Raw genomic sequence first — 26,488 nt, forward strand, 5'->3', positions numbered from 1 at the left:
GCGCTTCGGCGCCGAGCAGCCTGCCGCTGCGGCACTCGACTCATGGCTGGTTGAGGATGACGACGAATTCGTCACCGCCCATGCGGCTTACCGTGTCGCCGCTGCGCACCCCACGCTGCAGCTGGCTCGAGACCGAGCGCAGGACTGCGTCGCCGATATGATGACCAAGCGAATCGTTGATGTTCTTGAAGCGGTCGAGGTCGATGAACAGCACTGCCAGCCGCCGCTTGTGCCGGTCTGCCTGCTGCAGCGCCAGGCGCAAGCGTTCGACGCAAAGCGCCCGGTTGGGCAGATCGGTGCGGACGTCATGCTGTGCGAGGTGGCTGATGCGCTGCTCGTCCGCCTTGCGCGCGCTGATGTCGAACCAGGTGGCGATGTAGTGGGTGATCCGTGCGGATCCGTCGCGTACGGCATTCAGCGCCGCCCATACCGGCAGGGCCTCCCCGCTCTTGCGCCGGATCCACATCTCGCCCTGCCAGTGGCCACGAGCGACTGCCATCTGCCGGACTTCCTCGTAGAAGCCATCCGGATGGCGATCGGAACGCAGGAATTCGGGCGTGTCGTCGACCACCTCGAGGCACTCGTACCCCGTGCTGCGACTGAAGGCCCGGTTGGCGGTCAGAATGATGCGCCTGGCGTCGGTGATCAGGATGCTTTCCGAGGACGCTTCGAACACCCTGGCCCACAGTTCCAGACGTGACTGCATCTGCTTGCTCCGGCCGATCGGCGTGAAGGCGGTGAGCACGGCATCACGATCCTGATAGCGCAGGCGTCGTGCCGAGATCAAGGCCCACTCGCGCCGGTTGGCACCGTGCCAGAGGACTTCGAACTCGTCCACCGCGCCGCGGTCGGCCAGCATCTGGAAGAACTGCACCCGCACCTCGGCTGGCAGACCGCCCGCCCAGGGGTCACTGCGGCGGTTGTCGAGCCAGGCGTTCGCCTGCGCGTTGGTGTGCAGCACCTCATGCTGTGGCGTCGCCGTCACCAGCAGCGGAATCGGGACGGCATCCAGCAGCTGCCGCTGCGCTTCGCGCGGCGCGCGCCTGGGCAGCGAGTTCCTGTTCGAGGCGGCGGCTGCGGTCGAGCTGCTCCAGCATGTCGTTGAAGGCGTTGATCAGGCGGCCGATCTCGTCGGAGGAAGGCCACTTCGCACGCAGCGTGTAATCGCCCGAACGGCGCACATGATCGGCAACGTCGGCGAGACGCCGAATCGGCAGCGCGATCTGGCGCGCCACGAAATACACGACGCTGAGCAGGAGCAGCAACAGGGCAGCAGCGGTACCCAGGTGCAGCCACATGCGCTGGAACAGGTCGTCGATCCGCTGCTGCAGCAAGCCGCCGAGGGCACTACCGGCCGCCGTCCACGCGGCGTCGAGCTGCCGCCAGCTGGCGAGCGCCAGCCGATCGTGGTCGGCACCGCGTCGGCTGCCATCCTGGTCGATGGCCAGTCGTCGGGCGCTGGCGCGCAACGCTTCCACCGCCGCCAGCAGTCTCTGCCGTGTCGGCTGCAGCGCGACCCCGAGTTCCGCGCTTCCGGCCGCCAAGGCTTCGGCGTAGTCGCTCTCGAAGGGCGCCGAGCGTGGCTGTGCGCAGCGCGCCGATGTAGTCGTTACCGACGATCTCATTGCGCGCAACGCTGAGGCGAGCAATGAAGTTCAGCAAGAGATGGCGCATGCGAACTCCCGGTGACGGGTGAAGCCGAGCACGACTCCTGCCACCGCGCAGCTCATACCCGGCCGGCCTGGCGGATCCTTCCTGACGCCGGAACGGCCCGGGGCATCGCGATCTTCCCCGTCCTGCCAAACCACGGCAGCCAGCGCCGCCCGGCTTCGCTCGGGGACATCTGCTCGCTCTTCGACAGTCCCGATCCTCCTTCCGGATCCATCGCTGCACGCGTCCGCCCTGCCTCGGCTCGCGCCAGTCTGGCCGGCTGGGCGAACGGCACATCGCTGCCGGGATGGTTCCGCGGGCGGTACGACCGGCATGGCGCCTTCTGCGATTCGGGTGCGGCGGCCAACGGCGGCGTGCCGCGAGCCCGCCGGCGACCACCTCTCGCGCCGTCAGACAGCCAGCGCCGCCAGCACCCCGTCCTTTTCCATGTCTTCACCCCGCCCGCGCATGATGATCTCGCCGCGCTCCATGACCAGGTACTGGTCGGCGAGCGAACGCGCGAAGTCATAATACTGTTCGACCAGCAGGATGGCCATTTCGCCACTGGCCGCCAGCGAGCGGATCGCGCGCTCGATGTCCTTGATGATCGACGGCTGGATGCCCTCGGTCGGTTCGTCGAGGATCAGGAGCTTCGGCCCCATCGCCAGCGCCCGGCCGATCGCCAGTTGCTGCTGCTGGCCGCCCGACAGGTCGCCGCCACGCCGGCGCAGCATCTGGCGCAGGACCGGGAACATCTCGAAGATGCGCTCGGGAACGCGCGTGCCGCCGGGGCAGGTCGCCAGCCCCATGAGCAGGTTCTCCTGCACCGTCAGGCGGGGAAAGATCTCCCGCCCCTGCGGCACGTAACCGATTCCGGCCCGGACACGCTGGTGCGACGGCGCACGCGTCAGGTCGCGGCCGGCGAACTCGATCGTGCCGCCTTTCGTCGGCAGCAGGCCCATCAGCGACTTCAGCAGGGTCGACTTGCCGACGCCGTTGCGCCCGAGGATCGCCGTCACCTTGCCGGCCTCGGCGCTGAAGCTGAGGTTGCGCAGGATATGGCTGCCGCCGTAGTACTGGTTCAGATTGCTGATCTGCAACATCGTCGCGTCAACGTCCCAGGTAGACTTCGATCACCCGCTGGTCGGCCTGGACTTCCTCCAGGCCGCCTTCGGCCAGCACACTGCCTTCGTGCAGCACCGTCACCTTGCCGCCAAGCTGCTTGACGAAAGCCATGTCGTGCTCGACGACGACCAGCGAATGCCGGCCAGCCAGCGACAGGAACAACTCGCCGGTCCGTTCGGTCTCCTCGTCGGTCATGCCGGCGACCGGCTCGTCGAGCAGCAGCAGCTTCGGCTCCTGCATCAGCAGCATGCCGATCTCCAGCCACTGCTTCTGCCCATGCGAGAGCAGGCCGGCCAGCCGGTCGGCGTCGGCCGCGAGGCGGATCAACTCCAGTGTCTCGGCGATGCGGTCGCCGGCCGCCGAGTCGAGCGTCGCGAACAGGCTGCGCCAGACCCGCTTGTCTGTCTTCATCGCCAGTTCAAGATTCTCGAACACCGTGTGGTTCTCGAAGATCGTCGGCTTCTGGAACTTGCGGCCGATACCCAGGTGGGCGATTTCGGGTTCGGAAAGCCGTGTCAGGTCGATCGTCTGGCCGAAGAACACCGTCCCCTCGTCGGGTCGCGTCTTGCCGGTGATGACGTCCATCATCGTCGTCTTGCCGGCGCCGTTGGGGCCGATGATGCAGCGCAGCTCGCCGGCGTCGATAGTCAGCGACAGCTTGTTGAGCGCACGAAAGCCATCGAAGCTGACCGTGATGTCCTCGAGATAGAGGATGACCTTGTGCGAGAGGTCGAGTTGTCCCGGCTTGAGGATGTGGCCGAGTTCGGCGGTGCCGCTGTCCCAGTCCGGATTGTCGCCGTTCGTCGGCGGCAGGTCGGCGGCGTTCATGCCCCCGCTCCCCTCGCCACCGCTGCCGCCGGCGTGCCGCCAGCGCCCCGCCCGCGGGCGCGCAGCCGCAACCAGAGGCCGACCACGCCCTGTGGCAGGTAGAGCGTGGCGACGATGAACAGCGTACCGAGAAAGAACAGCCAGTACTCGGGGAAGCTGACGGTAAACCAGCTCTTCGCCAGATTGACCAGGAAGGCGCCGATCACCGGCCCGATCAGCGTGCCGCGACCACCGACGGCAACCCAGATGGCGATTTCGATCGAATTGCCTACCGACATTTCCGACGGGTTGATGATCCCCACCTGCGGCACGTAGAGCGCCCCGGCGACGGCACAGAGCATCGCCGACAGGGTCCACACGAAGAGCTTGTACCACAGCGGGTTGTAGCCGATGAACATGACCCGCGACTCGGCATCGCGGATCGCCGTCAGGACGCGGCCGAACTTCGAGCACACGAGGTAGCGCGCCAGCAACAGGGTGCCTATCAGCGCCAGCGCCGACAATGCGAAGAGGACGACACGTGTTTCCGGAGCGGTGATCGGATGGCCGAGGATGCGCTTGAAGTCGGTAAAGCCATTGTTGCCGCCGAAGCCGGTTTCGTTGCGGAAGAAGAGCAGCATCGCGGCGTAGGTCAGCGCCTGCGTGATGATCGAGAAGTAGACCCCCTTGATGCGCGAGCGGAAGGCGAAGTAGCCGAAGACGAAGGCGATCAGCGCCGGCACGACGAGCACCAGCAGCACCGCCCAGAGGAAGCTGTCACTGCCGATCCAGAACCAGGGCAGTTCCTTCCAGTCGAGAAAGACCATGAAGTCGGGCAGGTCGGATTGGTAACTGCCGTCGCGGCCGATCTGCCGCATCAGGTACATGCCGAAACCGTAACCGCCGAGGGCGAAGAAGAGGCCGTGTCCGAGCGAGAGAATCCCGCCATAGCCCCAGATCAGGTCCATGGCGACGGCGACGATCGCGTAGCAGAGGATCTTGCCGACCAGCGTGATGAACCAGGTCGACAGGTGCAGCGGATGGTCGGCGGGCAGCATCAAGTGCATGATCGGCACGGCGATCAGTGCGAATGCGGCAAACAGGCCGACCAGCCGCCAGCTGCGGGCGTCGAAGCTGTGCCCGAGGCGGACGATGAAGGGAGTGCGTGCAGGCAAGGAGTTCATTTGATCCTTCGTTCCCCGGTCAGGATTCGACGAAACGGCCCTTGAGGGCGAACAGGCCCTGCGGACGCTTCTGGATGAAGACGATGATGAGGACGAGGACGACGATCTTGGCGACGACGGCGCCCGTCCAGCCTTCGAGGAACTTGGTGAACACGCCGAGACCGAGCGCGGCCCAGACGGCACCGGCAAGCTGACCGACGCCACCGAGGACGACGACCATGAACGAGTCGACGATGTAGCCCTGCCCCATGTCCGGGCCGACGTTGGCGATCTGCGACAGCGCGACGCCGCCGAGGCCGGCGATACCGGCGCCAAGGCCGAAGGCCAGGGTGTCGATGCGGCCGGTGGGGACGCCGACGCAGCCGGCCATCGGCCGGTTCTGCGTCACCGCCCGGACGAACATGCCGAGCCGCGAGAGGTTGAGAATGGCCCACATGGCGACCAGCACGGCGATCGAGAAGGCGACGATGATGATCCGGTTCCACGGCAGCATCAGGTTCGGCAGCAACTCGATGCCGCCAGCCATCCAGCTCGGGTTGGCGACCTCGACGTTCTGCGCGCCGAACAGCGTGCGCGCCACCTGCATCAGGAAGAGAGAGATTCCCCAGGTGGCGAGCAGCGTCTCCAGCGGCCGGCCATAGAGGTGGCGGATGACGATCCGCTCCATCAGCACGCCGACCAGCGCCGCGCTGAGAAAGCCGACCGGGATGGCCGCCAGCAGATACCAGTCGAGCGCCCCCGGCAGGTGGGCGCGAAAGACGCTCTGCATCGCCCAGGCCGCATAGGCGCCGACCATCAGCAGTTCGCCATGCGCCATGTTGATCACGCCCATGACGCCGTAGGTGATCGCCAGCCCGAGTGCCGCCAGCAGCAGGATCGAACCGAGCGACAGACCGGTGAAGGCGCGCCCGAGGTTGTCGGCCCAGGCCAGCCGCTCCTCGATCGAGCGGATCGAGGTGCCGGCGGCGGCGCGCACGGCGCTGTCGGGTTCGACCCAGGTTTCGCCGCGCTTCTCGGTCAGCGGCAGCAGGAGCTGGCGGACGCGCGGATCGCTGCTCTCGCCGAGCGTGCGCACCGCGTCCAGGCGGACGTCGGCGTCGCTCGAGCCGAGGCTCGCCTGCGCCCGCGCGAGCTGCAGCCGGGCGCGGATCGCGGCATCCTGTTCCGTCGCCAGTGCGCGCTCGAGCAGCGGCAGCATCTTCGCGTCAGCGCTCTGGTTGACTTCCAGCGCCGCCTGCCAGCGCACCGCGCGCTCGGCCGAGAACAGCCGCAGTGCCGCCAGGGCCGACGCCAGTTCGCGCCGCACCCGGTTGTTGATGCCGATCGTCTCGACGCCGACCGGCGGCGGTGTCAGCTCGCGCTTGCTGGCCGCGTCGAAGACGCGACCACCTTCGCCCACTACCACCACGCGCTCGCCGGCGAGCGCCAGCGAGTCCTCGGCCATCGCCTTGAGCACCGGCTGCGCCTCGTCCGGCGCAGCCTCGACCAGCGCCAGGATGGCGGCAATGCGTCGATCCGAGTCGTCGTCGGCGAGCGGCTTGAGCAACTCCGGATCGATCGCGGCCTGCGCGCAGGAGATGCCGAGCAGGCAGATTGCCAGCAGTAATCGCAACTTGTGCATTCCTTTTCCCTCGTGCCACACCCCGCCCGCAAATGCCCGCCGCGGGGCGGCCCGCGCGCCGCCGCGGCGGCGCGCGCCATGCCGATGCCGGCTTACTTGCCTTCCGGCCGATCCTTCCGCTGCTCGTTACCCGGAATGAACGGACTCCACGGCTGCGCCCGCACTGGTCCCGGCGTCTTCCAGACGACGTTGAACTGCCCGTCGGCCTTGATCTCGCCGATGAACACCGGCTTGTGCAGGTGGTGGTTCGTCTCGTCCATCTTGATCGTGAATCCGGACGGCGCCTTGAAAGTCTGCCCCGCCATCGCCGCGATCACCTTGTCGACGTCGGTCGATTTCGCCTTCTCGACCGCCTGCTTCCACATGTAGACGCCGATGTAGGTCGCTTCCATCGGATCGTTGGTGACCGCCTTGTCGGCGTTCGGCAGCTTCTGCTTGACCGCCCAGGCGCGGTACAACTTGGTGAACTTCTCGTTCTCCGGGTTCTTCAGCGACATGAAGTAGTTCCATGACGCCAGGTGGCCGACCAGCGGCTTGGTGTCGACGCCGCGCAGCTCTTCCTCGCCGACCGAGAAGGCGACTACCGGTACATCGGTCGCCTTGATGCCGGCGTTGCCGAGTTCCTTGTAGAACGGCACGTTCGAATCGCCGTTGATGGTCGACACGACCGCCGTCTTCTTGCCTTCGCTGGAGAACTTCTTGATCTTGGCGATGATCGTCTGGTAGTCGCTGTGCCCGAACGGCGTGTATTCCTCCATGATGTCGGCGTCGGCGACCCCCTTCGACTTCAGGAAGGCACGCAGGATCTTGTTGGTCGTCCGGGGATACACGTAGTCGGTGCCGAGCAGAACGAAGCGCTTGGCCTCACCTCCGTCCTTGCTCATCAGGTACTCGACCGCCGGGATCGCCTGCTGGTTTGGCGCCGCGCCGGTGTAGAAGACGTTGTACTCGAGTTCCTCGCCCTCGTACTGCACCGGATAGAAGAGCAGGCCGTTGAGTTCCTTGAACACCGGCAGCACCGACTTGCGCGACACCGAAGTCCAGCAGCCGAAGGTCACCGCCACCTTGTCCTTGCTCAGCAACTGGCGTGCCTTCTCGGCGAACAGCGGCCAGTTCGACGCCGGATCGACGACCACCGGCTCGAGCTTCTTGCCGAGCACGCCGCCCTTGCTGTTGATCTCGGAGATCGCCATCAGGACGGTCTCCTTGAGCGCGGTCTCCGAGATCGCCATGGTGCCCGACAGCGAATGCAGGACCCCGACCTTGATCGTCTCGGCGGCCATTGCGGCGAACGAGTTGAGTCCGAAGGCAGCGGTCACCGCGACCGCCGAAATCGTCTTCATGAAATTGCGACGTACCATCTGTCAGCTCCTCGAGTGTTGTGGGATCGGGAAGAATTCTTCCTCGACGAGGGACAGAGCAAGGTCCGTGCCACTTTTGCCAAAATTAGCGGAAACACCGTGAGAACAGCCTCCTGCGCCTGTCTGGCGAGGCTCGCAGCAGCCTGCACATGCGCCGCCGCACCAGATTGGGGCGCGCGCCGGTCGCGAGCACCATGATGGAGGGGAGCCGCAGCACCAGAGTGGTCAGCGGTCGCGGGCAACGGCCTCGGCATCGGTCGCGCCGGTCGACGTCGGTGGTCGCGGCCGGCAATCGCTTGCAGGCGGGGTTCGCCGCGCGCTATAGTCTCGCCGCGAATGGGAGAGCGCGGCACTGCCGTCGCCGAAGGCGCAATCCACCCGGAAACGCTCAGGCAAAGGGACCGTTCGTGCAATGAACTCTGGAGAGCGGCGTCCGCTTCTGCGAGGCGCCCACCGATGGGGCCAGGACGACCGTGCTGCTGCGCGTCGCCCAGACAATCTCTCAGGTACATGGACAGAGGGGTGGACTCGACGCGAGTTCGCCCCTTTTCCGCTTCTGGAATCCACCTCAACACCATCCTGTTACGGATTGATACGATGCAGAAAACCGTCCTGAACGAAGAGCACCGGCGACGCGGCGCGCGAATGGTCGATTTTGCTGGCTGGGAGATGCCTCTGCACTATGGTTCGCAAATCGAGGAGCACCATGCCGTGCGCCGCGATGCCGGCATGTTCGACGTCTCGCACATGTGCGCGGTCGATGTCCAGGGCAGCGATGCGCGCGCCTTCCTGCGGCGGCTGCTCGCCAACAACGTCGACCGCCTGCAACAGCATGGCCGGGCCCTCTACAGCACGATGCTCAACGAGGCTGGCGGCGTCATCGACGACCTCATCGTCTACCACCTCGCCGAGAATGACTTCCGCGTCGTCATCAACGCCGCGACGGCCGCCAACGATCTGCGCTGGATGACTGCCCGCCGCGACGAGTGGGGCCTGGCGGTGACGATCACCGCCCGCAGGGAAGGTGAAGGCGCGCTGGCGATGATCGCCGTGCAGGGTCCGCAGGCACGGCAGAAGGTCTGGCTGGCGCTGCCCGAGTGCCGGCCGGCCAGTGCCAGCCTGAAACCCTTCTTCGCCGCCGCCGTCGGTGATCAGTTGATCGCCAGTACCGGCTATACGGGCGAGGACGGCTATGAAATCACGCTGCCGGCGGCGCAGGCCGCCAGCCTCTGGAACCGTCTGGCCGACGCCGGAGCACGGCCCTGCGGTCTCGCTGCGCGCGATACGCTGCGCCTCGAGGCGGGGATGAATCTCTATGGCCAGGATATGGACGAAAGCGTCTCGCCGCTCGACGCCGGCCTGGCATGGACCGTCGACCTCGCTTCGCCGCGCGACTTCGTCGGCAAGGCAGCCTTGTTGGCGAGGCCGCAGCAGTACCGCTTCCTTGGCCTGCTGCTCCTCGAGCGCGGCGTGTTGCGTGCCCATCAAGCGGTCGACAGCGCGCACGGCCGGGGAGAAATCACTAGCGGCAGCTTCTCGCCGACGCTGCAGCGGGCGATCGCTCTCGCCCGCCTGCCGCTGGCCGCGGCGGTCGGCGACAGCGTGCAGGTCGGCGTCCGCGACAAGTTGCTGGCGGCACGCGTCGTCAAGCCCTGCTTCGTCCGCAACGGCAGCATCCTCGTTTGATCCCGACCTGGCCATCGGCCAGCCCCGCGTCAACTCATCAGGAGAGAAAGTGAACATCCCGACCGACCTCAAGTACACCCGCAGCCACGAATGGGTCCGCCTGGAAACCGACGGCACGATCAGCATCGGCATCACCGATCATGCGCAGGAACTGCTCGGTGACCTCGTCTTCATCGAGCTGCCCGAGCCTGGGCGCGAACTCGCGGCCGAACAGGAAGCCGCCGTCGTCGAATCGGTCAAGGCGGCGGCCGACGTCTACGCGCCGCTGGCGGGCAGCGTCATCGAAAGCAATCAGGCACTCGCCGATGCACCCGAACTGGTCAACCAGGACGCCTATGGGGCTTGGCTGTTCCGCATGCGGCCAGCCGCCGTCAACGACCTCGACGGGCTGCTCGACGCTGCCGCCTACCAAGAGATCGTTGCCGCCGCCTAGGCACCGCCAGAACCACCGGAAGAGAAAATGGATGCCACGCCTCCCTCGCCGCCGCTGGCGGCCCTCGAACAGCGCGACGACTTTGCCGGCCGCCACATCGGCCCCAACGCCGGCGAGATCGCCAGCATGCTGGAGACCATCGGCCTTGCCAGCCTCAGCGAACTGATCGCCCAGACGGTGCCGGCGGCGATCCGGCTGGCGGCGCCGCTGCCGCTTGCCGGCCCGCGCAGCGAGATCGAGGCGCTCGCCGCGCTGAAGGCAATCGCCGGCCGCAACCACCGGCGGCATTCGCTGATCGGCATGGGCTACGCCGACAGCGTGACGCCAGCGGTCGTGCTGCGCAACGTACTCGAGAACCCCGGCTGGTACACCGCCTATACGCCCTACCAGGCTGAACTCGCGCAGGGACGGCTGGAGGCGCTGCTCAATTACCAGCAGATGGTGATCGACCTCACCGGCCTCGAACTCGCCAATGCTTCGCTGCTCGACGAGGCGACCGCGGCCGCCGAAGCGATGAGCATGGCGCGCCGCGTCAGCAAGTCGGCATCGCAACGCTTCTTCGTGGACACAGCGTGCTTCCCGCAGACCGCCGACGTGCTGCGGACGCGCGCCACCTGGTTCGGCTTCGAACTGGTCTTCGGCACTGCCTCCGAAGCAGCGCAGATGGAGGTCTTCGGCGCCCTGTTCCAGTATCCGGACGATGCTGGCGAGGTCGCCGACCTCGCTCCGCACATCGCCGCCGTCAAGGCACGTGGCGGCGTCGTCGCCGTCGCCTCCGACCTGATGGCGCTGGTGCTGCTCCGCTCGCCCGGCGAGATGGGCGCCGACATCGCGCTCGGTTCGGCGCAGCGCTTTGGCGTCCCGCTCGGCTTTGGCGGCCCGCATGCGGCGTTCTTTGCCACCCGTGACGAGTACAAGCGCGCCGTCCCCGGCCGCATCATCGGCGTCTCGGTCGATGCGCGCGGCAAGCGGGCGCTGCGCATGGCGCTGCAGACCCGCGAACAGCACATCCGGCGCGAAAAGGCCAATTCGAACATCTGCACCTCGCAGGTCCTGCTCGCCAACATCGCCGGCATGTACGCCGTCTACCACGGCCCACAGGGACTGCGCAGCATCGCCGGCCGCATCCACCGCCTCGCCGCGCTGCTCGCGGAAGGCTTGCGGCAGGCGGGGATCGAGCTCGACAGCAGGCACTTCTTCGACACCGTGCGCCTGCGCCTTGCCGGCCGCGCGGCCGCCGTCGTCACGGCCGCCGCCGACGCCGGCTACAACCTGCGATTGCTGTCGGCCGACGCAGTGGCGATCGCCATCAACGAGAAGACGACGCGGGCCGACATCGGCGCGCTGATCCGGCTGATCGCCGGCGTCGATGCCGACCTCGCCGTGATCGACGAGCAACTGCGCCGTGCCGACCCGTTCCTGCCGGCGTCGCTGCTGCGCCAGGACGCCATCCTGACGCACCCGGTGTTCAACACCCACCATACCGAGCACCAGATGCTGCGCTATCTGAAGAAGCTGCAGAACCGCGACCTGGCGCTCGACCATTCGATGATCTCGCTCGGCTCGTGCACCATGAAGCTCAACGCCAGCAGCGAGATGATCCCGATCACCTGGCCGGAGTTCAGCGACATGCACCCCTTCGCGCCGCTCGATCAGGCGCAGGGCTACCTGCAGATGATCGCCGACCTGGAAGCCTGGCTGCGGGCGATCACCGGTTTCGACGCCATCTGCCTGCAGCCGAACTCGGGCGCGCAGGGCGAGTACGCCGGTCTGGTCGCGATTGCCCGCTATCACGCCAGCCGCGGCGAAGGCCGGCGCAACGTCTGCCTCATCCCGAAATCGGCGCATGGCACCAATCCCGCGACGGCCCAGATGTGCGGCATGCGGGTGGTGGTGGTGGACTGCGACGACTCCGGCAACATCGATGTCGCCGACCTGGCGGCGAAGGCGGCGCAACATGCCGCCAACCTCGCCTGCCTGATGATCACCTATCCGTCGACGCACGGCGTCTTCGAGGCAGCGATCAGCGACATCTGCGCCGTCGTGCACCAGCATGGTGGCCAGGTCTACATGGATGGCGCCAACCTCAACGCGCAGGTCGGACTGACCTCGCCGGCGCTGATCGGCGCCGACGTCAGCCACATGAACCTGCACAAGACCTTCTGCATCCCGCATGGCGGCGGCGGCCCGGGCATGGGTCCGATCGGTCTCAAGGCGCATCTCGCGCCGTTCATGGCCAACCACTGCGTGCAGCCGGTCGCCGGTCCGCACCGCGGCCAGGGGGCGGTTGCCGCGGCGCCGTGGGGCTCTGCCTCGATCCTGCCGATCTCCTGGATGTACATCGCGATGATGGGCGGCAGCGGACTGACGCGGGCCACCGAAGTGGCGATCCTCAACGCCAATTACATCGGCGCGCGACTGCAGCAGCATTACCCGGTGCTGTACACCGGCAGCAACGGCCGCGTCGCGCACGAGTGCATCCTCGACATCCGCCCGCTCAAGGCGGCCACCGGCGTTTCCGAGATCGACATCGCCAAGCGTCTGATGGACTACGGCTTTCACGCGCCGACGGTCAGTTTCCCGGTGGCCGGAACGATGATGGTCGAACCGACCGAGTCCGAAGCGAAGGACGAACTCGATCGCTTCATCGCGGCGATGATCAGCATCCGCAACGAGATCCGCCAGATCGAGGCCGGCCACTGGCCGGCGGACGACAACCCGCTGAAGCGCGCGCCGCACACGCAGGCCGACATCGTCGACGAACAGTGGCAGCGACCGTACAGCCGTCAGCAGGCGGCCTTTCCGCTGCCCTGGGTGGCGGAGAACAAGTTCTGGCCGAGCGTCAATCGCGTCGACGACGTCTACGGCGACCGCCACCTGTTCTGCTCCTGCGTGCCGGTCGACGAGTCCGACGAACCCGGGGAGTTCTAACCGATCCACCACACAGTGAGGGCAAGCACATGAGCGCAAGCATCCACCAGTTCAGCGCCGAGCGGCTCGGCGGCGGTGAGCAGTCGCTGGCCGACTATGCCGGGAAAGTCCTGTTGATCGTCAACACCGCCAGCCAATGCGGCTTCACGCCCCAGTACGCCGGCCTCGAAGCGCTCTACGAGCATTACCGGGAGCGCGGTCTGGTCGTTCTCGGTTTTCCCTGCAACCAGTTCGGCGTCCAGGAGCCGGGCGATGCCGAGGAAATCGCCAGCTTCTGCCAGAAGAACTACGGCGTCAGCTTCCCGATGTTCGCGCGGATCGAGGTCAATGGCGACCACGCGCACCCGCTCTACCAGTATCTGAAGCAAGCCGCACCGGGCCTGCTCGGCAGCGAGGCGATCAAGTGGAACTTCACCAAGTTCCTCGTCGACCGGGCGGGCGAAGTCGTGCAGCGCTACGCCCCGGCAACCGCCCCGGACAGCATCGCGCGCGACATCGAGGAACTGCTGTGAGCCGCTGCCGCCGGCCGGTTCATGGCAACGCCCGGCAACAGCCGCTGGCCCGCGCCGCGGCAGCGGCCGACGACGCAGCGCCGATGCATCGCTGAGGCGACACGCGGAGCGGCGCCAATGCCCACTCCCGACCTCAGCGCCCTGCTGCGCTGGCCGAACGTGCCCGCCTGCTACGGCTGGCTGGCGCTCGATCGCCGCGGCCGCTGGCGTCTGCGCGGCGAGACGCTCACGCATGCGGGCCTCATCGCCTTCCTCGACCGGCAGTACGGCTGCGATCAGGACGGCAACCATTTCGTCCAGAATGGCCCGCAGCGCGTCTATGTCGAGCTCGAGTACACCCCCTGGGTGGTGCGTCTTGGTGCCACGGGCGAACTCGAGACGCACGTCGGCACGCCGGTCGACGGGATTCGCGGCGCCGCCATCGACGAACAGGGGAACCTCCTGCTCGAGATCCCCGAAGGCATCGCGCTGCTCTGCGACCACGATCTCCCTGCGCTGCACGGCTGCCTGCTGCTGGAAAACGGCATGCCGGCCGATGACGCCAGCGTGCTCGCCGCCATGCGCCCGGTCGATGGCGAGGCCAGCCCGCTGACGCTGTCGTGGCGAGGAACACGGGTGCCGGTGCGCTCGCTCCGCCGTGCCGATGTCGCGCGACATTATGGCTTCGTCGCCTCGCCGAAGCCGGCGGCAATCGAGGAGCGGCGTTGAACCCGCGGCAACTCGCGCTCGACGCCCTGCTGCTCGCTGACCCGGCGGCGAAGTGCGCCGCCGTCGACGCCATCCCGCCGCCTGCCGGCGAGCAGGCGCCGGCCGACCCGGACAGCAGCCGGCTGCTCTCCGAGACCCTTCCCGGCCGCAGCGCGCGGCCGGTGCTGGTCGCGCCGGCGCAACTCGCACAGCGGCCGGTCAGCACGCGCCAGGGACGCGCAGCCCTGTTTCATTCGCTGGCGCACATCGAACTGAACGCGGTCAATCTGGCGCTTGATGCCGTCTGGCGCTTCGGCGGCCTGCCCGGCGACTTCTACCGCGACTGGATCGGCGTCGCGCGCGAGGAGTCGCAGCATTTCCAGTTGCTGCACGGCCACCTGCAGACGATGGGCTTTCGCTACGGCGACTTCCCGGCGCACGACGGGCTCTGGGAAATGGCCGAGAGAACCCGCGACGACCTGCTGGCGCGACTCGCGCTCGTGCCGCGAGTCCTCGAAGCGCGCGGCCTCGACGCCGCGCCGCTGATTCGTGACAAGCTCCGGCGTGCAGGTGACGAGCAGGGTGCAGCGCTGCTCGACATCATCCTGCGCGACGAGGTGGCGCATGTGCGCATCGGCAACCGCTGGTATCACTGGCTTTGCGATCGCCACGGCCGCGACGCGCTGGCCTGCCAGGCCGAACTCGCGCGACGTTTTCGGGCACCGCGCCCGCGCGGCCCCTTCAACCTGGACGCCCGGCGCGCCGCCGGCTTCGACGAGCGGGAGCTGGCGGCCCTGCAGGCCGGATAGGTGTTGCGGGCCCGGTACCGGGTCCGCCATTGCGACGGCGCGGATGCAGCGATCAGCCGCGCCAAACCTTGAGCAACGTGCCACCGGTGGCGTGCCGGCGGCGCTCTACTACAGCGAGTCCTGTCATGCGCTATCAGGTTTTCATGGAAGAAGAGGAAGGGGCCGACGGCTCCGGTGATCTTGCCAGCTTCGACAGTCTGGAGGGCGTTTGGGAGTTCATCGGCAAGCATCTGCCGACCGGCGTCTACAGCGATCGCCGCCTGGTCTGGGTCAAGGATCGCGAAGCCGACGGCGAGGTATCGTTCTCGGTCACGGCCGAACTCTGGGCGGAACACTGCGAGACGCCGCTCGCCTTCGCCCGTTGCTTCAAGATGTTCCTCGACTTCCGGCACCCCTAGGCGTGCCTGCACCGGTTGCCGAGCGACGCGCAGCAGGCGTCGGATCGCGCCGGCATCGCCGCCCGACCGACTCCGGCCTGCCGGCGACGACCGGTCTCTCGTCGCGCTGGCGGCTGCCGTGCTAGGCACCCCACGCCCATCCGCCGGCCTGGCGCTGCTGCTGACGACGCTGGTGGCGCTCGGGCCGCTATCGACCGATCTCTACCTGCCGGCTCTGCCGACGCTCGCCAAGGTTTTCGCCAGCGATGCAGCCGGGGTGCAGCTGACGCTGTCGGTGTTTCTCGCCGGCTTCGCCTGCGGGCAGATCTTCTACGGCCCGCTGTCCGACCGTTGCGGGCGCCGCCCAGCGCTGCTCGGCGGACTGGCGCTCTACTGTCTCGGCTCGCTCGGCTGCATCTTCGCCCCCGACATCGCGACGCTGATCGGCGCACGCTTCGTGCAGGCGCTCGGCGCCTGCGCCGGGCCGGTGATCGGACGCGCCATCGTGCGCGACATATGGGGCGGCAGCGAGTCGGCCCGCATCATCGCCTACATGGGCAGCGCGATGGCCATCGCACCGCTGGTCGGGCCAACCCTGGGCGGCTTCCTGACCGTCCTCTGCGGCTGGCAGTCGAACTTCGTGCTCCTTCTGCTGATCGCCGGCGGACAACTGCTGATGGTCGCGCGCACGCTCGGCGAAAGCAATCTGCGGCGTGACCCGGCAGCCACCAGCCCACGGCAGATGTTCGCCAACTTCGCCAAACTGCTGGCCAACCGCGCCTACCTCGGCTACCTGCTCACCTTCTCCTTCTCCTACAGCGCGCTCTTCGCGTTCATTTCGGCGTCGTCATTCGTCCTCGCCGAGCGGCACGGGCTGACGCCGCAGATCTACGGCATCTGCTTCGGCAGCGTCATCGCCGGCTACCTGCTCGGTTCGCTGACTTCCGGACGGCTGGTACGACGGCTGGGCAGCGACCACCTGCTTCTGTTCGGCGCCTGGATCGGTGCCGTCGCCGGCCTCGTCATGGCGCTGCTCGAGTTCGCCGGCGTGCACACGCTGGCCGCCATCCTGGTGCCGATGTTCTTCTGCACCATGGCAACCGGCCTCGTGATGCCGAACGCGATCGCCCGCGCGCTCGCCCCCTACCCCGACATGGCGGGCGCGGCGTCGGCGCTGATGGGCTTCGTCCAGATGACGGTCGCCGCACTGGTGGGAATCGCCGTCGGCCACGGGTTGTCGGGCGGTGGCGCAGCACTGGCGACAGCGGTGGCGATCTGCACCCTGCTCGCCCCCGTTTCGTGGTACCTGCTGCTGCGCCGTGGCCGTTGACCCCACGTCGATCCCCGAGGAGCATTCATCCTGCCCATCGGCGACAACAAGACGGGTCGAGAAGCGTACGGACATCTATCTCTCCACCTTGCGCGGCCATATCGAGGCGATGGGCGGCGAACGGGATCTGGTGGCGCGTTTTCCGGACGGCGCCGTGAAGATCAGTACCTTTGCCGATCTGGGCGGCAACCCAACGCCGTAAACCACCGGATCCAACTCGTCGATCCGGCCGCTCTTGCCTCGAGGGGAAAGAACCGCCGTTTCGCCAGCCAGTGCGCCTGGGCGACGGCCCAGCAAGGCACTGCCTGAAGGAATCGAAGCCCTCGACTTCCAGCAGGCGGTCAGGAACCTGGGCAGCGCTTTCCACCTCATCCCCGGCCCGGGCCCGGATCGCGCTGCCGACGCGCCAGGGTGCGCAGCAGCGTGTCGAGGACATCGTCGAGATGTTTGCCGACATCCTCGGCGAGAAAGCGCAGCACGACGTAGCCGTTCTCCTGCAGCAACGCATCCTTGCGCCGGTCGCGGCGGTAGGCTTCGCGGTCGGCCAGGTGTTGCGGACCATCGATTTCCACCGCCACCCGCGCCTCAGCCGCCAGCAGATCGACCTCCATTCCGCCACGCCCGTCGAAGGGAATCGGCAATTCGACATTGAGACGAAACTTCCCGGCGGTGTCGGGAAGCGTCTGCAGGCGCCGGTAGAGGAAGGCTTCGCTGGCACTGCGCGCCCGCTCGGTACCGGTCGCCCCGGGCTTGAACGTGCAAGCGACGTCCACGAACAGCTCGCCGAGCGGCGCGTCCACCCCGTCGCGCAGCAGGCGCTGGACGCTCGCGGCGTAATCGCGCTTCCATTCCCCTTCGACCGGCAGCGGCACCTCCGGCGGCCAGCCCGGCGCCGCGCTCGCCGGCAGCAGACTGGTGTACCCGACCGCTTCGTAGCCCTTGCAGCGCCGGTCGAACATCCGCGCCAGCATCGGCACATTGAGGTCGGCGTAATCGTAGATGCGGACCTCCCGCTTGCTGTCGTGCAGGCGATGCAGACGGCCGGCATACTGGGCAATCGTTCCGCGCCACGAAACCGGCAGCGTCAGGAACAGGGTGTCGAGACGGGCGTCGTCAAATCCCTCGCCGAGGTAGCCGCCGGTCGCCAGGACGACCCGTTCCTCGCCCTCCGGGATGGCCGCCAGTCGCGCGCGCGCATCCTGCAATTGCCTCCTGCCCATGCCGCCGCGCAGGACCACGAGGTGGCGCGCGATCGGCGACAGTCGCTCGGCCAGTCGTTCGAGATGACCGGTTCGTTCGGTCAGCACGACCGGCGAACGTCCCTCGCGAACTGCCGCCGCGACGTCATCGACGATCAGTCGATTCCGCCTGTCGTCGGCGATCAGCGCCTCGTATAGATCATGAAACTGGACACGCAGGTCGGGGTCCCCGCCGGAGTCCGGACGGAAAGCCGTCGGACGCACCCAGACGTTGTGGGTGAAAGGTCGCTCTGCTGCCTGTTCGCGCGCACTGACTCGATGGCGGACCGGTCCGCACTGCATGAAGACCATCGGGTGGTGCCCGTCCTTGCGGGTCACGGTCGCCGACAGGCCAAGGACATACCGGCCCTTCGCCCGCCGGACCAACTGCTCGAAGTTCGACGCCGGCAGGTGATGGCATTCGTCCACAACCAGGTGCCCGTATTCCCCGACGCGGTCATCGACCACGCCCGCGCGGACGAGACTCTGGATCAGCGCCACGTCGAGCGTGCCGTTCGGCCTGTTGCGGCCGCCGCCGATGCGGCCGATGGCCTTGGCCGGCAAGCCCAGGAAGCTTGCCAGTCGTTCGACCCACTGCTCCAACAGTTGCTGGCGGTGCACGAGCACCAGGGTGCTGACGCCGCGCCTGGCGATCAGCCACGCCGCGACGACGGTCTTGCCGAAAGCGGTGGTCGCCGCGAGAACTCCCTGGTCGTGGCCGGCCAGGGCCTGGGCGGCGACCAACTGCTGCGGCCGCAAGCTGCCGTGGAACGTGACGCCCAGCGGCACGCCGGGGTGGCGCTCGTCGCGCACGATGCATTCGATGCCGAGGCTGCCCAGCAGACCCTGGACTTCGTCCAGGCAGCCGCGTGGCAGACCGATATGCAGCGGATGCTCCGCGGCGCAGGAGATCACCCGTGGCTTGCCGAAGGTCGGCAGGCGCATCGCCTGCGCGCGGTAGAACTCGGGATTCTGGAACGCCGCCAGCCGCAGCATGCGATTGCGCAAGGCGGCTGGCAACCCCTCCCGGGCAACGTATATCTCGTTGCCGAGGATCAGTTCCAGTCGTTCGGGCAAAGGCCCGACGATCGGCGATTCGGCTCGGCGGCGCGACGGCGGCACGTTCCATGGTTCTGCGTCGCCTTCCTGGTCTTCATCGAGGACGGGCAAGCGAACCCCGACGACACGGCCGCGCTGCTCGGCGGCGCGGACGATGGACTCTGCTTGCGCATGGGTGATCCTTTGCATGGTCGACAGAAACGCCCACTGATCCGGCCAGGGAAGCAACCGTTCGTCGAGGAACACGCTGTCGTCGCTCTCCCGCGGACGCTTCTGCAGCGGCAATGCGATCAGGTTGCCGAAACCGCCCTTGGGCAGGGTGTCCTGGTTCGGGAACAACCGGTCGTACGAATCCAGCCCGATTTCCGGTCGTCGTTCCATCGTCTCGGTGAGGATGTGCGCACCCAGCTTCCTCGCCAGAACAGCCGGCAGGGCCTCGGCGAAGAACAACCACAGGTGGCCACCGTTGCCCGAGCGCGATCGCTCGACCGCTGCCGGCAGCCCGAGTTGTCGGCAGGTCTCGCGAACGGCGCCGATGTCCGCACGCCAGCCCTCCTTGTCGAAGTCGATGGCGAGAAAGAAGCAGGTCTCGTCGAGAAGCATCGGGTAAACGCCGACGACGAACTCGCGACCACGGTCGTCGTGGCCCGTCAGATGCTGGCGAATGGTTTCGTCGCTCAGTGGCAGGAATCGCCGACTCGGGCAGTCCTGGCACCTGACCACCCGTTTGTCGCACAGACCCCGCGCCCACTCGTTGGCACAGGCGGGACTGTAACCCGTCTTGCCGGTACGCAGACTTGCGAAACGGCGCGCATAGAGGTCGTCCCGCCCCCGGAAGAGCGACCGGAACAGGGCGATCTTGGCGTCTACGGTGGAGTGCTGCGAGACTGCGGCATCGGCGCTCATTGGGTGAAACGAACGGCCATGGGCAACCCTGACGAGTATAGGTGGCCCGCTCGCGAGCGGTCAATTGGGGTTGCGCGCAGCACCGCCCGGCCCGGGCGCCCTGCATTTCCGGCCAGCCAGCATATGTGGTTTGCAGCGAGCGTGCAGCCATCCCCGCGAGAGCGCGGATGACAACACTCCTGGACGGTTTGCGATGGCAATGCCTGGAATTCGCCTTGTCACTATCGGCAGCGGTCTGAAAAGATGAGTTTCCTGCACTGTCGCCGCCATTGCGATTCGCATGACAGCGCGAAACGTCGCTTCGTGGCGACGGCAACACAAGGCGGGAGCCGGTTGCTCGCTGCGGATGCCCGCCCACGGCCGTTTCACCGTAAGATAGCCTGGGGATGGCGAATCGTGCCCGCGAGGCACCGCCCGCCGGCCGCGAATCGTCGAACGACCATCATTTGGATCCGGGGTAGAACAGCTTGCTCGCCAGAGAAACGACACCCAGTACCATCGTCAGGTACCTCGATGAGTACGTCATCGGCCAGGATGAGGCCAAGAAGGTCCTCGCCGTCGCGGTCTATTCGCACTACCGCAAGATCGCCACGCTGCGCAACGACCAGGGGGCGATCGCCAAGAGCAACGTGCTCCTCGTTGGACCCTCGGGCACCGGCAAGACGCTGCTCTGCGACACGCTGTCGCGGATGCTGAAGGTGCCGTTCGTCACCGCCGACGCAACCTCGCTGGCGCAGACCAAGTACGCCAACGAGGAGATCGAGGCGGCACTGCAACGGCTGCTCGACAAGGCCGATGGCAACATCGAACACGCGCAGCAGGGGATCGTCTTCATCGACGAGATCGACAAGCTGCGAAGCTCGAACGCGGCCGCCGGGAGCAGTTCGGGCGAGAGCGTGCAGCATGCGCTGCTGAAGATCATGGAGGGATCGCCGGTCAAGCTGAACGACAACCGCTACATCGACACGGCCAACATCCTGTTCATCTGCGGCGGCGCTTTCGTCGGTCTCGAGAACATCATGGCGCGGACGCACGGCTTCGGCTTCATTGCCACCTCAGCCGACGACAACCAGAACATCCTCGACCGGCTCAACAAACGCGTCAAGCCGACCGACCTCTTCGAGTTCGGGCTGATCCCCGAGTTCACCGGTCGCCTGCCGGTGATCGCCAGGCTGCACGAGCTGAGCAAGCCGATGCTGGTGCGCATCATGAGTACGGCGAAGAATTCGATCTACCGCCAGTACATCGAGATCTTCCGTGATGAAGGGGTCGAACTGAGCATCGGCCCGCGCGTTTTCGAGCAGATCGCCGAGCTCGCGCTCGAGTACAAGACCGGCGCGCGCAGCCTGCGTGGCATCTTCGAGGAACTGATCACGCCGATCCTCTACCTGATACCGGACAACCCGGAGATCTGCAAGGTTGAAATCTCGTCATTGTTTGAAGACGCCCGCTATTTCCGGCGCAAGTAGCAACCGCCCCGCCGCTGCCGGCGCCAGGCCCTGGCCGGACGCGCGCGCTGCGGCCGCCGCAGCGCTGCGCGTCGCAGCCCTCTGCATCGTTTCCTATCTGCTCGCGTGCACGGGAATCGCCATGTTCCAGAACCATCTGCTCTACTTCCCGCAGCGCGCCAGCGTTGGCGAAATGACCGCCGGCGGGCTCGCTCCCTGGCCGAGCGCCAACGACTTCCGCGGCCTGCTTGCCGAGCCGGCCACTCTGGCGCGCGCGACGGCGATCGTCTTCCACGGCAATGCCGGGCATGCCGGTCACCGCCAGTTCTACAGTGACGCACTCGCGCCACTCGGCCTGCGCGTCATCCTCGCCGAGTATCCGGCCTACGGCCCGCGCACCGGTGATCTCGGTGAGGCGAGCCTGGTGGCCGACGCCGAACGGACGATCGCGCTCGCGCACAGCCGCTACGGCGGACCGCTGTTGATCATTGGCGAATCGCTCGGGGCTGGCGTGGCAGCGGCAGCCAGTGTGCGCCAGCGCGCAGCGATCAATGGCCTGCTCCTGATCACACCGTGGGACAGGCTGGAGAACGTCGCCAGCCACCACTACCCGCTGCTGCCGGTCAGGCTGCTGCTGCGCGACCGCTACGACAGCACGAGCCATCTCGCCGGCCTGCAGCGGCCTGTGCTGGTCGCCATCGCGGCGGACGACCGGATCGTCCCCGCCCGCTTCGGACGGGCGCTGTACGATGGCCTGCCGCAACCCAAGCGCCTGGCGCTGATCGAGGGCGCCGATCACAACGACTGGATCTATCGGCTCGACGCGAACTGGTGGCGCCAGGCGATCGACTTCCTGCTCACTGCGGCCGATTGATCCCGAAGCCGGCGTCGTGCCGCAGTCGCGAGCGGTCCACGCCGCCGCGGCGTCGCGCCGTGGGTGAATTGACGACCGCTCAGCGCCGTTTCCTGGCCGCCATCTCTTCGTGCAGCGTCCGCCTCGCCGGCCGCAGCGGGGTTCGGCTCTGCGTCCATCCCGATTGCCGCGGCGGCGTCAGCAGCCGCAGGCGGGTCGCCAGCCAGCCGAAGGCACGGTAGAGCAGCGGACGGGTGTACAGCGCTGCCCAGCCTGCCCAGACGGCGTCCATGACCAGACTGCGCGCCGCCCCCTGGCCGAGCAGCGGCTGTTGCCCGACGCGGGTTTCGTGCTGCGCTTCGCCCCGCAACCGGATCAGCAGGTCGGGAATCGGGATGCGCACCGGACAGACCTCGCCACAGGCGCCACAGAGGCTGGAGGCGGTCGGCAGAACGTGTGTCGCCGCCAGGCCGAGCAGGTGCGGCGAGATGATCTCCCCAATCGGGCCGGGATAGGTCGCGCCATAGGCATGGCCGCCGATGCGCGTATACACCGGGCAATGGTTCATGCAGGCGCCGCAGCGGATGCACTGCAGGGTGGCGCGCAGCTGCTCATCGGCGTAGGCCTGGGTGCGCCCATTGTCGACCAGGACCAGATGCACCTCGCGCGGCCCATCCTTCTCGCCCGGCTTGCGCGGCCCGCTGATCAGGTTGAAGTAGGTGGTGATCGCCTGTCCGGTCGCCGAGCGGGTGAGCAGCGCGAAGAGCGGTGGCACGTGCTCGAGCTTCTCGACGACCTTCTCGATGCCGGTGATCGCAATGTGCACGTCCGGCACCGTCGTGCACATGCGACCGTTGCCCTCGTTCTCGACCAGGCACAGCGTGCCGGTCTCGGCAACGGCGAAGTTGACTCCCGAGAGACCGATCTCGGCTGCCATGAACTTCTCACGCAGCACCGCGCGGCCGATGCCGATCAGCTCGTCGACCGATTCGGTGTAGCTGGCACCCGGCACCTTGTCGGCGAACAGGCGGGCGATCTCCTCCTTCGTCTTGTGGATCGCCGGCATGATGATGTGCGACGGCTTCTCGCCATCGAGCTGGACGATGTACTCGCCCATGTCACTCTCGAGCGCCTGCATGCCGGCATCGGCCATCGCATGATTGAGCTCGATCTCCTCGCTGACCATCGACTTGCCCTTGACCATCAGTTTCGTCGCGTGCCGACGGGCGATGTCGATGATGATCCGGTTCGCCTCGTCCGGGGTTTCGGCCCAGTGCACGCGGATGCCGTTCTCGGTCAGCCGGCGCTCGAGCAACTCGAGCAGTTCCGGCAGGCGCGCCAGACTGTACTTGCGGATCTGTTCGGCGAGCGCGCGCTGACGCTCGAAGGCAGCCAGATCGGGAAACTGCGCCGCCCGCTTGCCGATCAGGAAGTCCATCGCGCCGCGAAAGCTGCGGCGCAGGTGCTCGTCGGCAACCGCCTCGGCCGCGCGCTCGCGGAACTCGCTGGCGGGAACGAAGCCGAGTGGCTGTACGCTCATGGCAGTTCCTCCTCGTCGAGCAGCAGGACGATCAGCTCCTTCGGTCCGTGCGCACCGTAAGCCAGCGTCACCTGGATGTCGGCGGTTTTCGACGGCCCCGAGACGAGCAGCGCATTGGTCGGCAGGTTGCCGCTCCAGTCCTGGGCGCTGATCGCCGCCAATAGGTCGGCATGGATCTGATCGGCATCGAGGAGCGCGAAATGGATGGGCGGCACCAGCGACATCAGACGTGGCTCGCTGGCGTCCGGCCAGATGATCAGCGTGCCGGTCTCGGCGATGCCGCCGCGGGTCGAGGTCAGGCTGGCGTCGACGTCGCAGAAGAGTTCGGCCTTCCAGTCCTCGACCGGCCGGTCGTAGGCGCGCAGGCCAGCGATCCCGCTGCCGGCGAGCGCCGCGGCGTGCCGCTCGCCATGCAGCAGCGAGCGCACCCCCTTCGCCAGGCACAGGTCGCGCAGTTGCTTCGGCCAGTCTCCGCGGCTGGCCCGGACGACCTCGCCGTGCCAGAAAGCCATCTTCTCGCAGAACAGCCGGATCCGTTCGCCGCGATCGCCGGCTCCTGCCGCAGCGGTGAGCGCCGCCTGGTGGCTCCACACGTCGGGTGGCAACGGCAGCGGTCCCCGTGGTGCCTGCCGCAATCGCTGCAGGATGTTGTCACGCGCGCTCACCGCGCTTCTCCGGAATCGGCGCCGCAGCGCTGCCAGAGAAAGCTGGCCAGATGCTGCCCCTGCAGGCTGCCACCCCCCTTCTGCAGCGTGTGGTTGAGATTGAGCATGCAGCCACAGTCGGCGGAAACGAAGGTCGTCGCTCCCGTCTCCTGCAGCGCATCCGCCTTGTCGCCGGCCATTGCCCCCGAGATTGCCGGATGCTTCAGCGAAAACGTGCCACCGAAGCCGCAGCATTCCGCTTCGTGGGCATGCACCACGACATCGACCGCCGGCAACTGATCGAGCAGCGCGCGGGCGTGCACGTGCGTGCCCATTTCGCGGCGAGCGGCACACGAGGTGTGCAGGGCAACCCGCTCGCGCGGCCCGCGGTCGGTCAAGCGTACCCGCGCCACCTCGAGCAGGAACTCCGACAGCTCGAACACGCGATCGGCAAGCGCCTGCGCTTCAGCCTGCAGGAGCGCGTCATCGGCGAAGATCTTCGGGTAGTGGTGGCGCATCATGCCGGCGCAGGAGCCCGACGGAACGACCACCGGCCACGGCTCGGGGAACAGCCGCAACTGGGCGAGCGCCACCGCGCGTGCCTGATCGGGGAAGCCGCTGCTGTGCGCCGGTTGTCCGCAGCACGTCTGATCAGCGGGAAAGATCACCTCGATTCCTTCCCGCTCGAGCAGCCGGACAGCGTCCAGCCCGGCCTGCGGGCAGAAGAGATCGATCAGGCAGGTTCCGAAAAGGTACACCCGGGCCGGCTTCTCGGGATACCGGCGGCGCTCTGTTCCATCCATGGCACACTCCTGCGGGAAAACCGAAACCAGAGTGGTAAGACCACTTCAGGTTAACTTACGTTTGCCGCGATCTTTTGTCAATCCTTGCCACACCTGTGCCAATCGTCCTCCAGGACGGTTGGCCTGAAGGCATTCCCGGGACTCCCGCACACCCGGGCATGGGGCCACCCGGTGACCGCTCAGCCCTCATGGCAACTGGTCAGACCAGATTCTTCCTGCAATAATCCGACGCCGATGCCCAGAGGACGCCAGCGCGAGCGCATGACCTACAGCAAACTCAAATTGCCGCGAATTCCCGATGCCGTCGCGCATCAGCTCGAGACGCGGATCATCGAAGGCTCACTGAAGCCCGGCGATCGTCTGCCGGCCGAACGGGAACTGGCGCTCGAACTCGGCGTCTCGCGCCCCTCACTGCGCGAAGCGATCAAGCAGCTCGTCTCACGCGGGCTGCTGCTGAGTCGCCATGGCGGCGGCACCTTCGTCACCGACCGGCTGACGACGAGCTTCAGCGATCCCTGGCAGCAGTTGCTCGCAGAACACCCGTTCCTGCACGACGACGTACTCGAATTCCGCCACCTGCTGGAAGCCTCGGCCGCCTCTCTGGCAGCACAAAGGGCGACGGACAGAGATCTGGAACGTCTCGAACAGGCGTACCAGCGCCTCGACGCGGCTTATGCCGGCAGTGACCGCAGCGCACAGGTCGCCGCCGACGTTGCTTTCCATCTGACGATTGCCGAGTCGGCGCACAACGCCGTCTTCGCCCACCTGCTGGCGAGCATCCTGCGCCTGCTGCACGAACACGTGCGCCACACCCTGCAGGAAATGTCGGTCAGCCCGCAAACCGGCCGGCAACTGATGCAGCAGCACGCGGCAATCCGCGACGCGATTGTCGGCCGCCAGGCCGAGGCCGCCCGGCTGGCATCCGACGCGCACATCAGACATGTCCGGCAACGGCTGCTCGACGCCACGCAATCCGAGCAGAGGCGGCAGCGATCGCTGCGCCACCTGAGCTGACCGCCAGCCCGCGAGCGGGCTAGACCTTGACGCGCATCAGGCGCGCCTTTTCGCGCACCCAGTCGCGCTCCTTCTCAGCCTCGCGCTTGTCATGCTGCTTCTTGCCCTTGGCGAGGCCGATCTCGACCTTGATGCGGCCGCGCTGCAGATGCAGGTCGAGCGGCAGCAGCGTGTAGCCGGCACGCTCGACCTGGCCGATCAGCTTGCTGACCTGCCTGCCGTGCAGCAGCAGCTTGCGCGTCCGCACCGGGTCCGGCCGCACATGCGACGATGCCGCCAGCAGCGGCGTGATGTGCATGCCGAAAAGAAAGACCTCGCCATCACGAACGACGACGTAGGCTTCCTTGATGCTCGCCCGGCCAGCGCGGATCGCCTTGACCTCCCAGCCATCGAGAACGATGCCCGCCTCCAGCTTCGATTCGATGAAGTAGTCATGAAAGGCCTTCTTGTTGGCGACGATGCTCATGCGG

The 26,488-nt window shown here is 67.1% G+C and carries 23 protein-coding genes, 2 pseudogenes and 2 riboswitches; of the genes and pseudogenes, 12 read left to right on the forward strand and 13 right to left on the reverse strand.

All coding sequences use genetic code 11. The features are described from left to right. Positions 1 to 40: 40 nt before the first annotated feature. The 8 genes and pseudogenes from HT579_17915 to urtA all read right to left on the reverse strand — a co-directional run bounded on the left by HT579_17915 (position 41) and on the right by urtA (position 7,748). On the reverse strand, positions 41 to 436 hold the full coding sequence (locus HT579_17915) for a diguanylate cyclase (GenBank protein QKS31703.1): 396 nt from the start codon (positions 434 to 436) through the stop codon (positions 41 to 43). After that, a pseudogene (locus tag HT579_17920) lies at positions 329 to 859 on the reverse strand (PAS domain S-box protein). The gene HT579_17915 and the pseudogene HT579_17920 overlap by 108 nt, the downstream one beginning before the upstream one ends. 103 nt (positions 860 to 962) lie before the next feature. Then, positions 963 to 1,625: a HAMP domain-containing protein gene (locus HT579_17925; protein ID QKS30630.1), complete on the reverse strand. Its 663-nt coding sequence runs from the start codon at positions 1,623 to 1,625 to the stop codon at positions 963 to 965. A 435-nt stretch (positions 1,626 to 2,060) separates the two neighbouring features. Next, positions 2,061 to 2,753: an urea ABC transporter ATP-binding subunit UrtE gene (gene urtE, locus HT579_17930; GenBank protein QKS30631.1), complete on the reverse strand. Its 693-nt coding sequence runs from the start codon at positions 2,751 to 2,753 to the stop codon at positions 2,061 to 2,063. Positions 2,754 to 2,760: 7 nt separating this feature from the next. Further along, entirely contained in the window at positions 2,761 to 3,603 is an 843-nt protein-coding gene (urtD, locus tag HT579_17935) for an urea ABC transporter ATP-binding protein UrtD (protein ID QKS30632.1), read from the reverse strand. Continuing rightward, positions 3,600 to 4,766 (reverse strand): urea ABC transporter permease subunit UrtC, encoded by a 1,167-nt coding sequence (gene urtC / locus HT579_17940; GenBank protein ID QKS30633.1) that lies wholly within the window; start codon positions 4,764 to 4,766, stop codon positions 3,600 to 3,602. The genes urtD and urtC overlap by 4 nt, the downstream gene beginning before the upstream one ends. A gap of 19 nt (positions 4,767 to 4,785) precedes the next feature. Beyond that, a complete protein-coding gene (urtB, locus tag HT579_17945; protein QKS30634.1) occupies positions 4,786 to 6,387 on the reverse strand; it encodes an urea ABC transporter permease subunit UrtB in 1,602 nt (533 codons plus the stop codon). Positions 6,388 to 6,479: 92 nt separating this feature from the next. Continuing rightward, on the reverse strand, positions 6,480 to 7,748 hold the full coding sequence (gene urtA / locus HT579_17950) for an urea ABC transporter substrate-binding protein (protein ID QKS30635.1): 1,269 nt from the start codon (positions 7,746 to 7,748) through the stop codon (positions 6,480 to 6,482). A 327-nt stretch (positions 7,749 to 8,075) separates the two neighbouring features. Then, a riboswitch (glycine riboswitch) is annotated at positions 8,076 to 8,162 on the forward strand. 3 nt (positions 8,163 to 8,165) lie between these two features. Then, positions 8,166 to 8,268, forward strand: a riboswitch (glycine riboswitch). A 77-nt stretch (positions 8,269 to 8,345) separates the two neighbouring features. On the opposite strand from urtA, the gene gcvT reads away from it, so the two are divergent. From gcvT to HT579_17995, 9 genes and pseudogenes are all read left to right on the forward strand, one after another. Next, on the forward strand, positions 8,346 to 9,434 hold the full coding sequence (gcvT, locus tag HT579_17955) for a glycine cleavage system aminomethyltransferase GcvT (GenBank protein QKS30636.1): 1,089 nt from the start codon (positions 8,346 to 8,348) through the stop codon (positions 9,432 to 9,434). Positions 9,435 to 9,483: 49 nt separating this feature from the next. Beyond that, positions 9,484 to 9,867, forward strand: a complete 384-nt coding sequence (gene gcvH / locus HT579_17960) for a glycine cleavage system protein GcvH (protein QKS30637.1) — start codon at positions 9,484 to 9,486, stop codon at positions 9,865 to 9,867. Positions 9,868 to 9,894: 27 nt separating this feature from the next. Beyond that, positions 9,895 to 12,798 carry an aminomethyl-transferring glycine dehydrogenase gene (gene gcvP / locus HT579_17965; GenBank protein QKS30638.1) on the forward strand — a complete coding sequence of 968 codons (2,904 nt, stop codon included), beginning with the start codon at positions 9,895 to 9,897 and terminating at the stop codon, positions 12,796 to 12,798. Between the two features lie 29 nt (positions 12,799 to 12,827). After that, the gene (locus tag HT579_17970; protein QKS30639.1) at positions 12,828 to 13,310 is read left to right on the forward strand and encodes a glutathione peroxidase; all 483 of its coding nucleotides are present in this window, start codon (positions 12,828 to 12,830) and stop codon (positions 13,308 to 13,310) included. 117 nt (positions 13,311 to 13,427) lie between these two features. Then, entirely contained in the window at positions 13,428 to 14,018 is a 591-nt protein-coding gene (locus HT579_17975) for a DUF2946 family protein (protein QKS30640.1), read from the forward strand. Then, the gene (locus HT579_17980; GenBank protein ID QKS30641.1) at positions 14,015 to 14,806 is read left to right on the forward strand and encodes a ferritin-like domain-containing protein; all 792 of its coding nucleotides are present in this window, start codon (positions 14,015 to 14,017) and stop codon (positions 14,804 to 14,806) included. Before HT579_17975 ends, HT579_17980 begins: the two co-directional genes overlap by 4 nt. Positions 14,807 to 14,931: 125 nt before the next feature. Then, positions 14,932 to 15,204 (forward strand): hypothetical protein, encoded by a 273-nt coding sequence (locus HT579_17985; protein QKS27485.1) that lies wholly within the window; start codon positions 14,932 to 14,934, stop codon positions 15,202 to 15,204. Positions 15,205 to 15,310: 106 nt separating this feature from the next. Beyond that, a complete protein-coding gene (locus HT579_17990; GenBank protein QKS31704.1) occupies positions 15,311 to 16,513 on the forward strand; it encodes a multidrug effflux MFS transporter in 1,203 nt (400 codons plus the stop codon). A 52-nt stretch (positions 16,514 to 16,565) separates the two neighbouring features. Beyond that, positions 16,566 to 16,715, forward strand: a pseudogene (locus HT579_17995) (transcriptional regulator). 166 nt (positions 16,716 to 16,881) lie between these two features. On the opposite strand, the gene HT579_18000 reads toward HT579_17995, so the two are convergent. Continuing rightward, on the reverse strand, positions 16,882 to 19,716 hold the full coding sequence (locus HT579_18000) for a DEAD/DEAH box helicase family protein (protein QKS30642.1): 2,835 nt from the start codon (positions 19,714 to 19,716) through the stop codon (positions 16,882 to 16,884). Between the two features lie 467 nt (positions 19,717 to 20,183). On the opposite strand from HT579_18000, the gene HT579_18005 reads away from it, so the two are divergent. Continuing rightward, a complete protein-coding gene (locus HT579_18005) occupies positions 20,184 to 21,185 on the forward strand; it encodes an AAA family ATPase (GenBank protein QKS30643.1) in 1,002 nt (333 codons plus the stop codon). A 121-nt stretch (positions 21,186 to 21,306) separates the two neighbouring features. Then, positions 21,307 to 22,038 (forward strand): alpha/beta hydrolase, encoded by a 732-nt coding sequence (locus HT579_18010; GenBank protein QKS30644.1) that lies wholly within the window; start codon positions 21,307 to 21,309, stop codon positions 22,036 to 22,038. A gap of 79 nt (positions 22,039 to 22,117) precedes the next feature. Here HT579_18010 and HT579_18015 read toward each other — a convergent pair whose 3' ends face one another. Genes HT579_18015 through HT579_18025 form a run of 3 tightly spaced genes read right to left on the reverse strand, consistent with a single transcriptional unit; the run spans position 22,118 to position 25,004 of the window. Then, a complete protein-coding gene (locus HT579_18015; protein ID QKS30645.1) occupies positions 22,118 to 23,557 on the reverse strand; it encodes an iron-sulfur cluster-binding protein in 1,440 nt (479 codons plus the stop codon). Next, complete coding sequence (locus tag HT579_18020) at positions 23,554 to 24,222, reverse strand: lactate utilization protein (GenBank protein ID QKS30646.1); 669 nt, start codon at positions 24,220 to 24,222, stop codon at positions 23,554 to 23,556. Before HT579_18020 ends, HT579_18015 begins: the two co-directional genes overlap by 4 nt. After that, positions 24,219 to 25,004 (reverse strand): (Fe-S)-binding protein, encoded by a 786-nt coding sequence (locus HT579_18025; protein QKS30647.1) that lies wholly within the window; start codon positions 25,002 to 25,004, stop codon positions 24,219 to 24,221. Before HT579_18025 ends, HT579_18020 begins: the two co-directional genes overlap by 4 nt. 261 nt (positions 25,005 to 25,265) lie before the next feature. On the opposite strand from HT579_18025, the gene HT579_18030 reads away from it, so the two are divergent. Then, the gene (locus HT579_18030; GenBank protein QKS30648.1) at positions 25,266 to 26,018 is read left to right on the forward strand and encodes an FCD domain-containing protein; all 753 of its coding nucleotides are present in this window, start codon (positions 25,266 to 25,268) and stop codon (positions 26,016 to 26,018) included. 19 nt (positions 26,019 to 26,037) lie between these two features. Here the strand turns inward: HT579_18030 and smpB are convergent, their stop codons facing one another. Continuing rightward, positions 26,038 to 26,484, reverse strand: coding sequence for an SsrA-binding protein SmpB (smpB, locus tag HT579_18035; GenBank protein QKS30649.1), 447 nt, complete (start codon positions 26,482 to 26,484; stop codon positions 26,038 to 26,040). Positions 26,485 to 26,488 lie beyond the last annotated feature (4 nt).

The sequence above is a fragment of the Candidatus Accumulibacter similis genome, assembly GCA_013347225.1.
In the GTDB taxonomy this organism is placed as follows: Bacteria; Pseudomonadota; Gammaproteobacteria; order Burkholderiales; family Rhodocyclaceae; genus Accumulibacter; species Accumulibacter similis.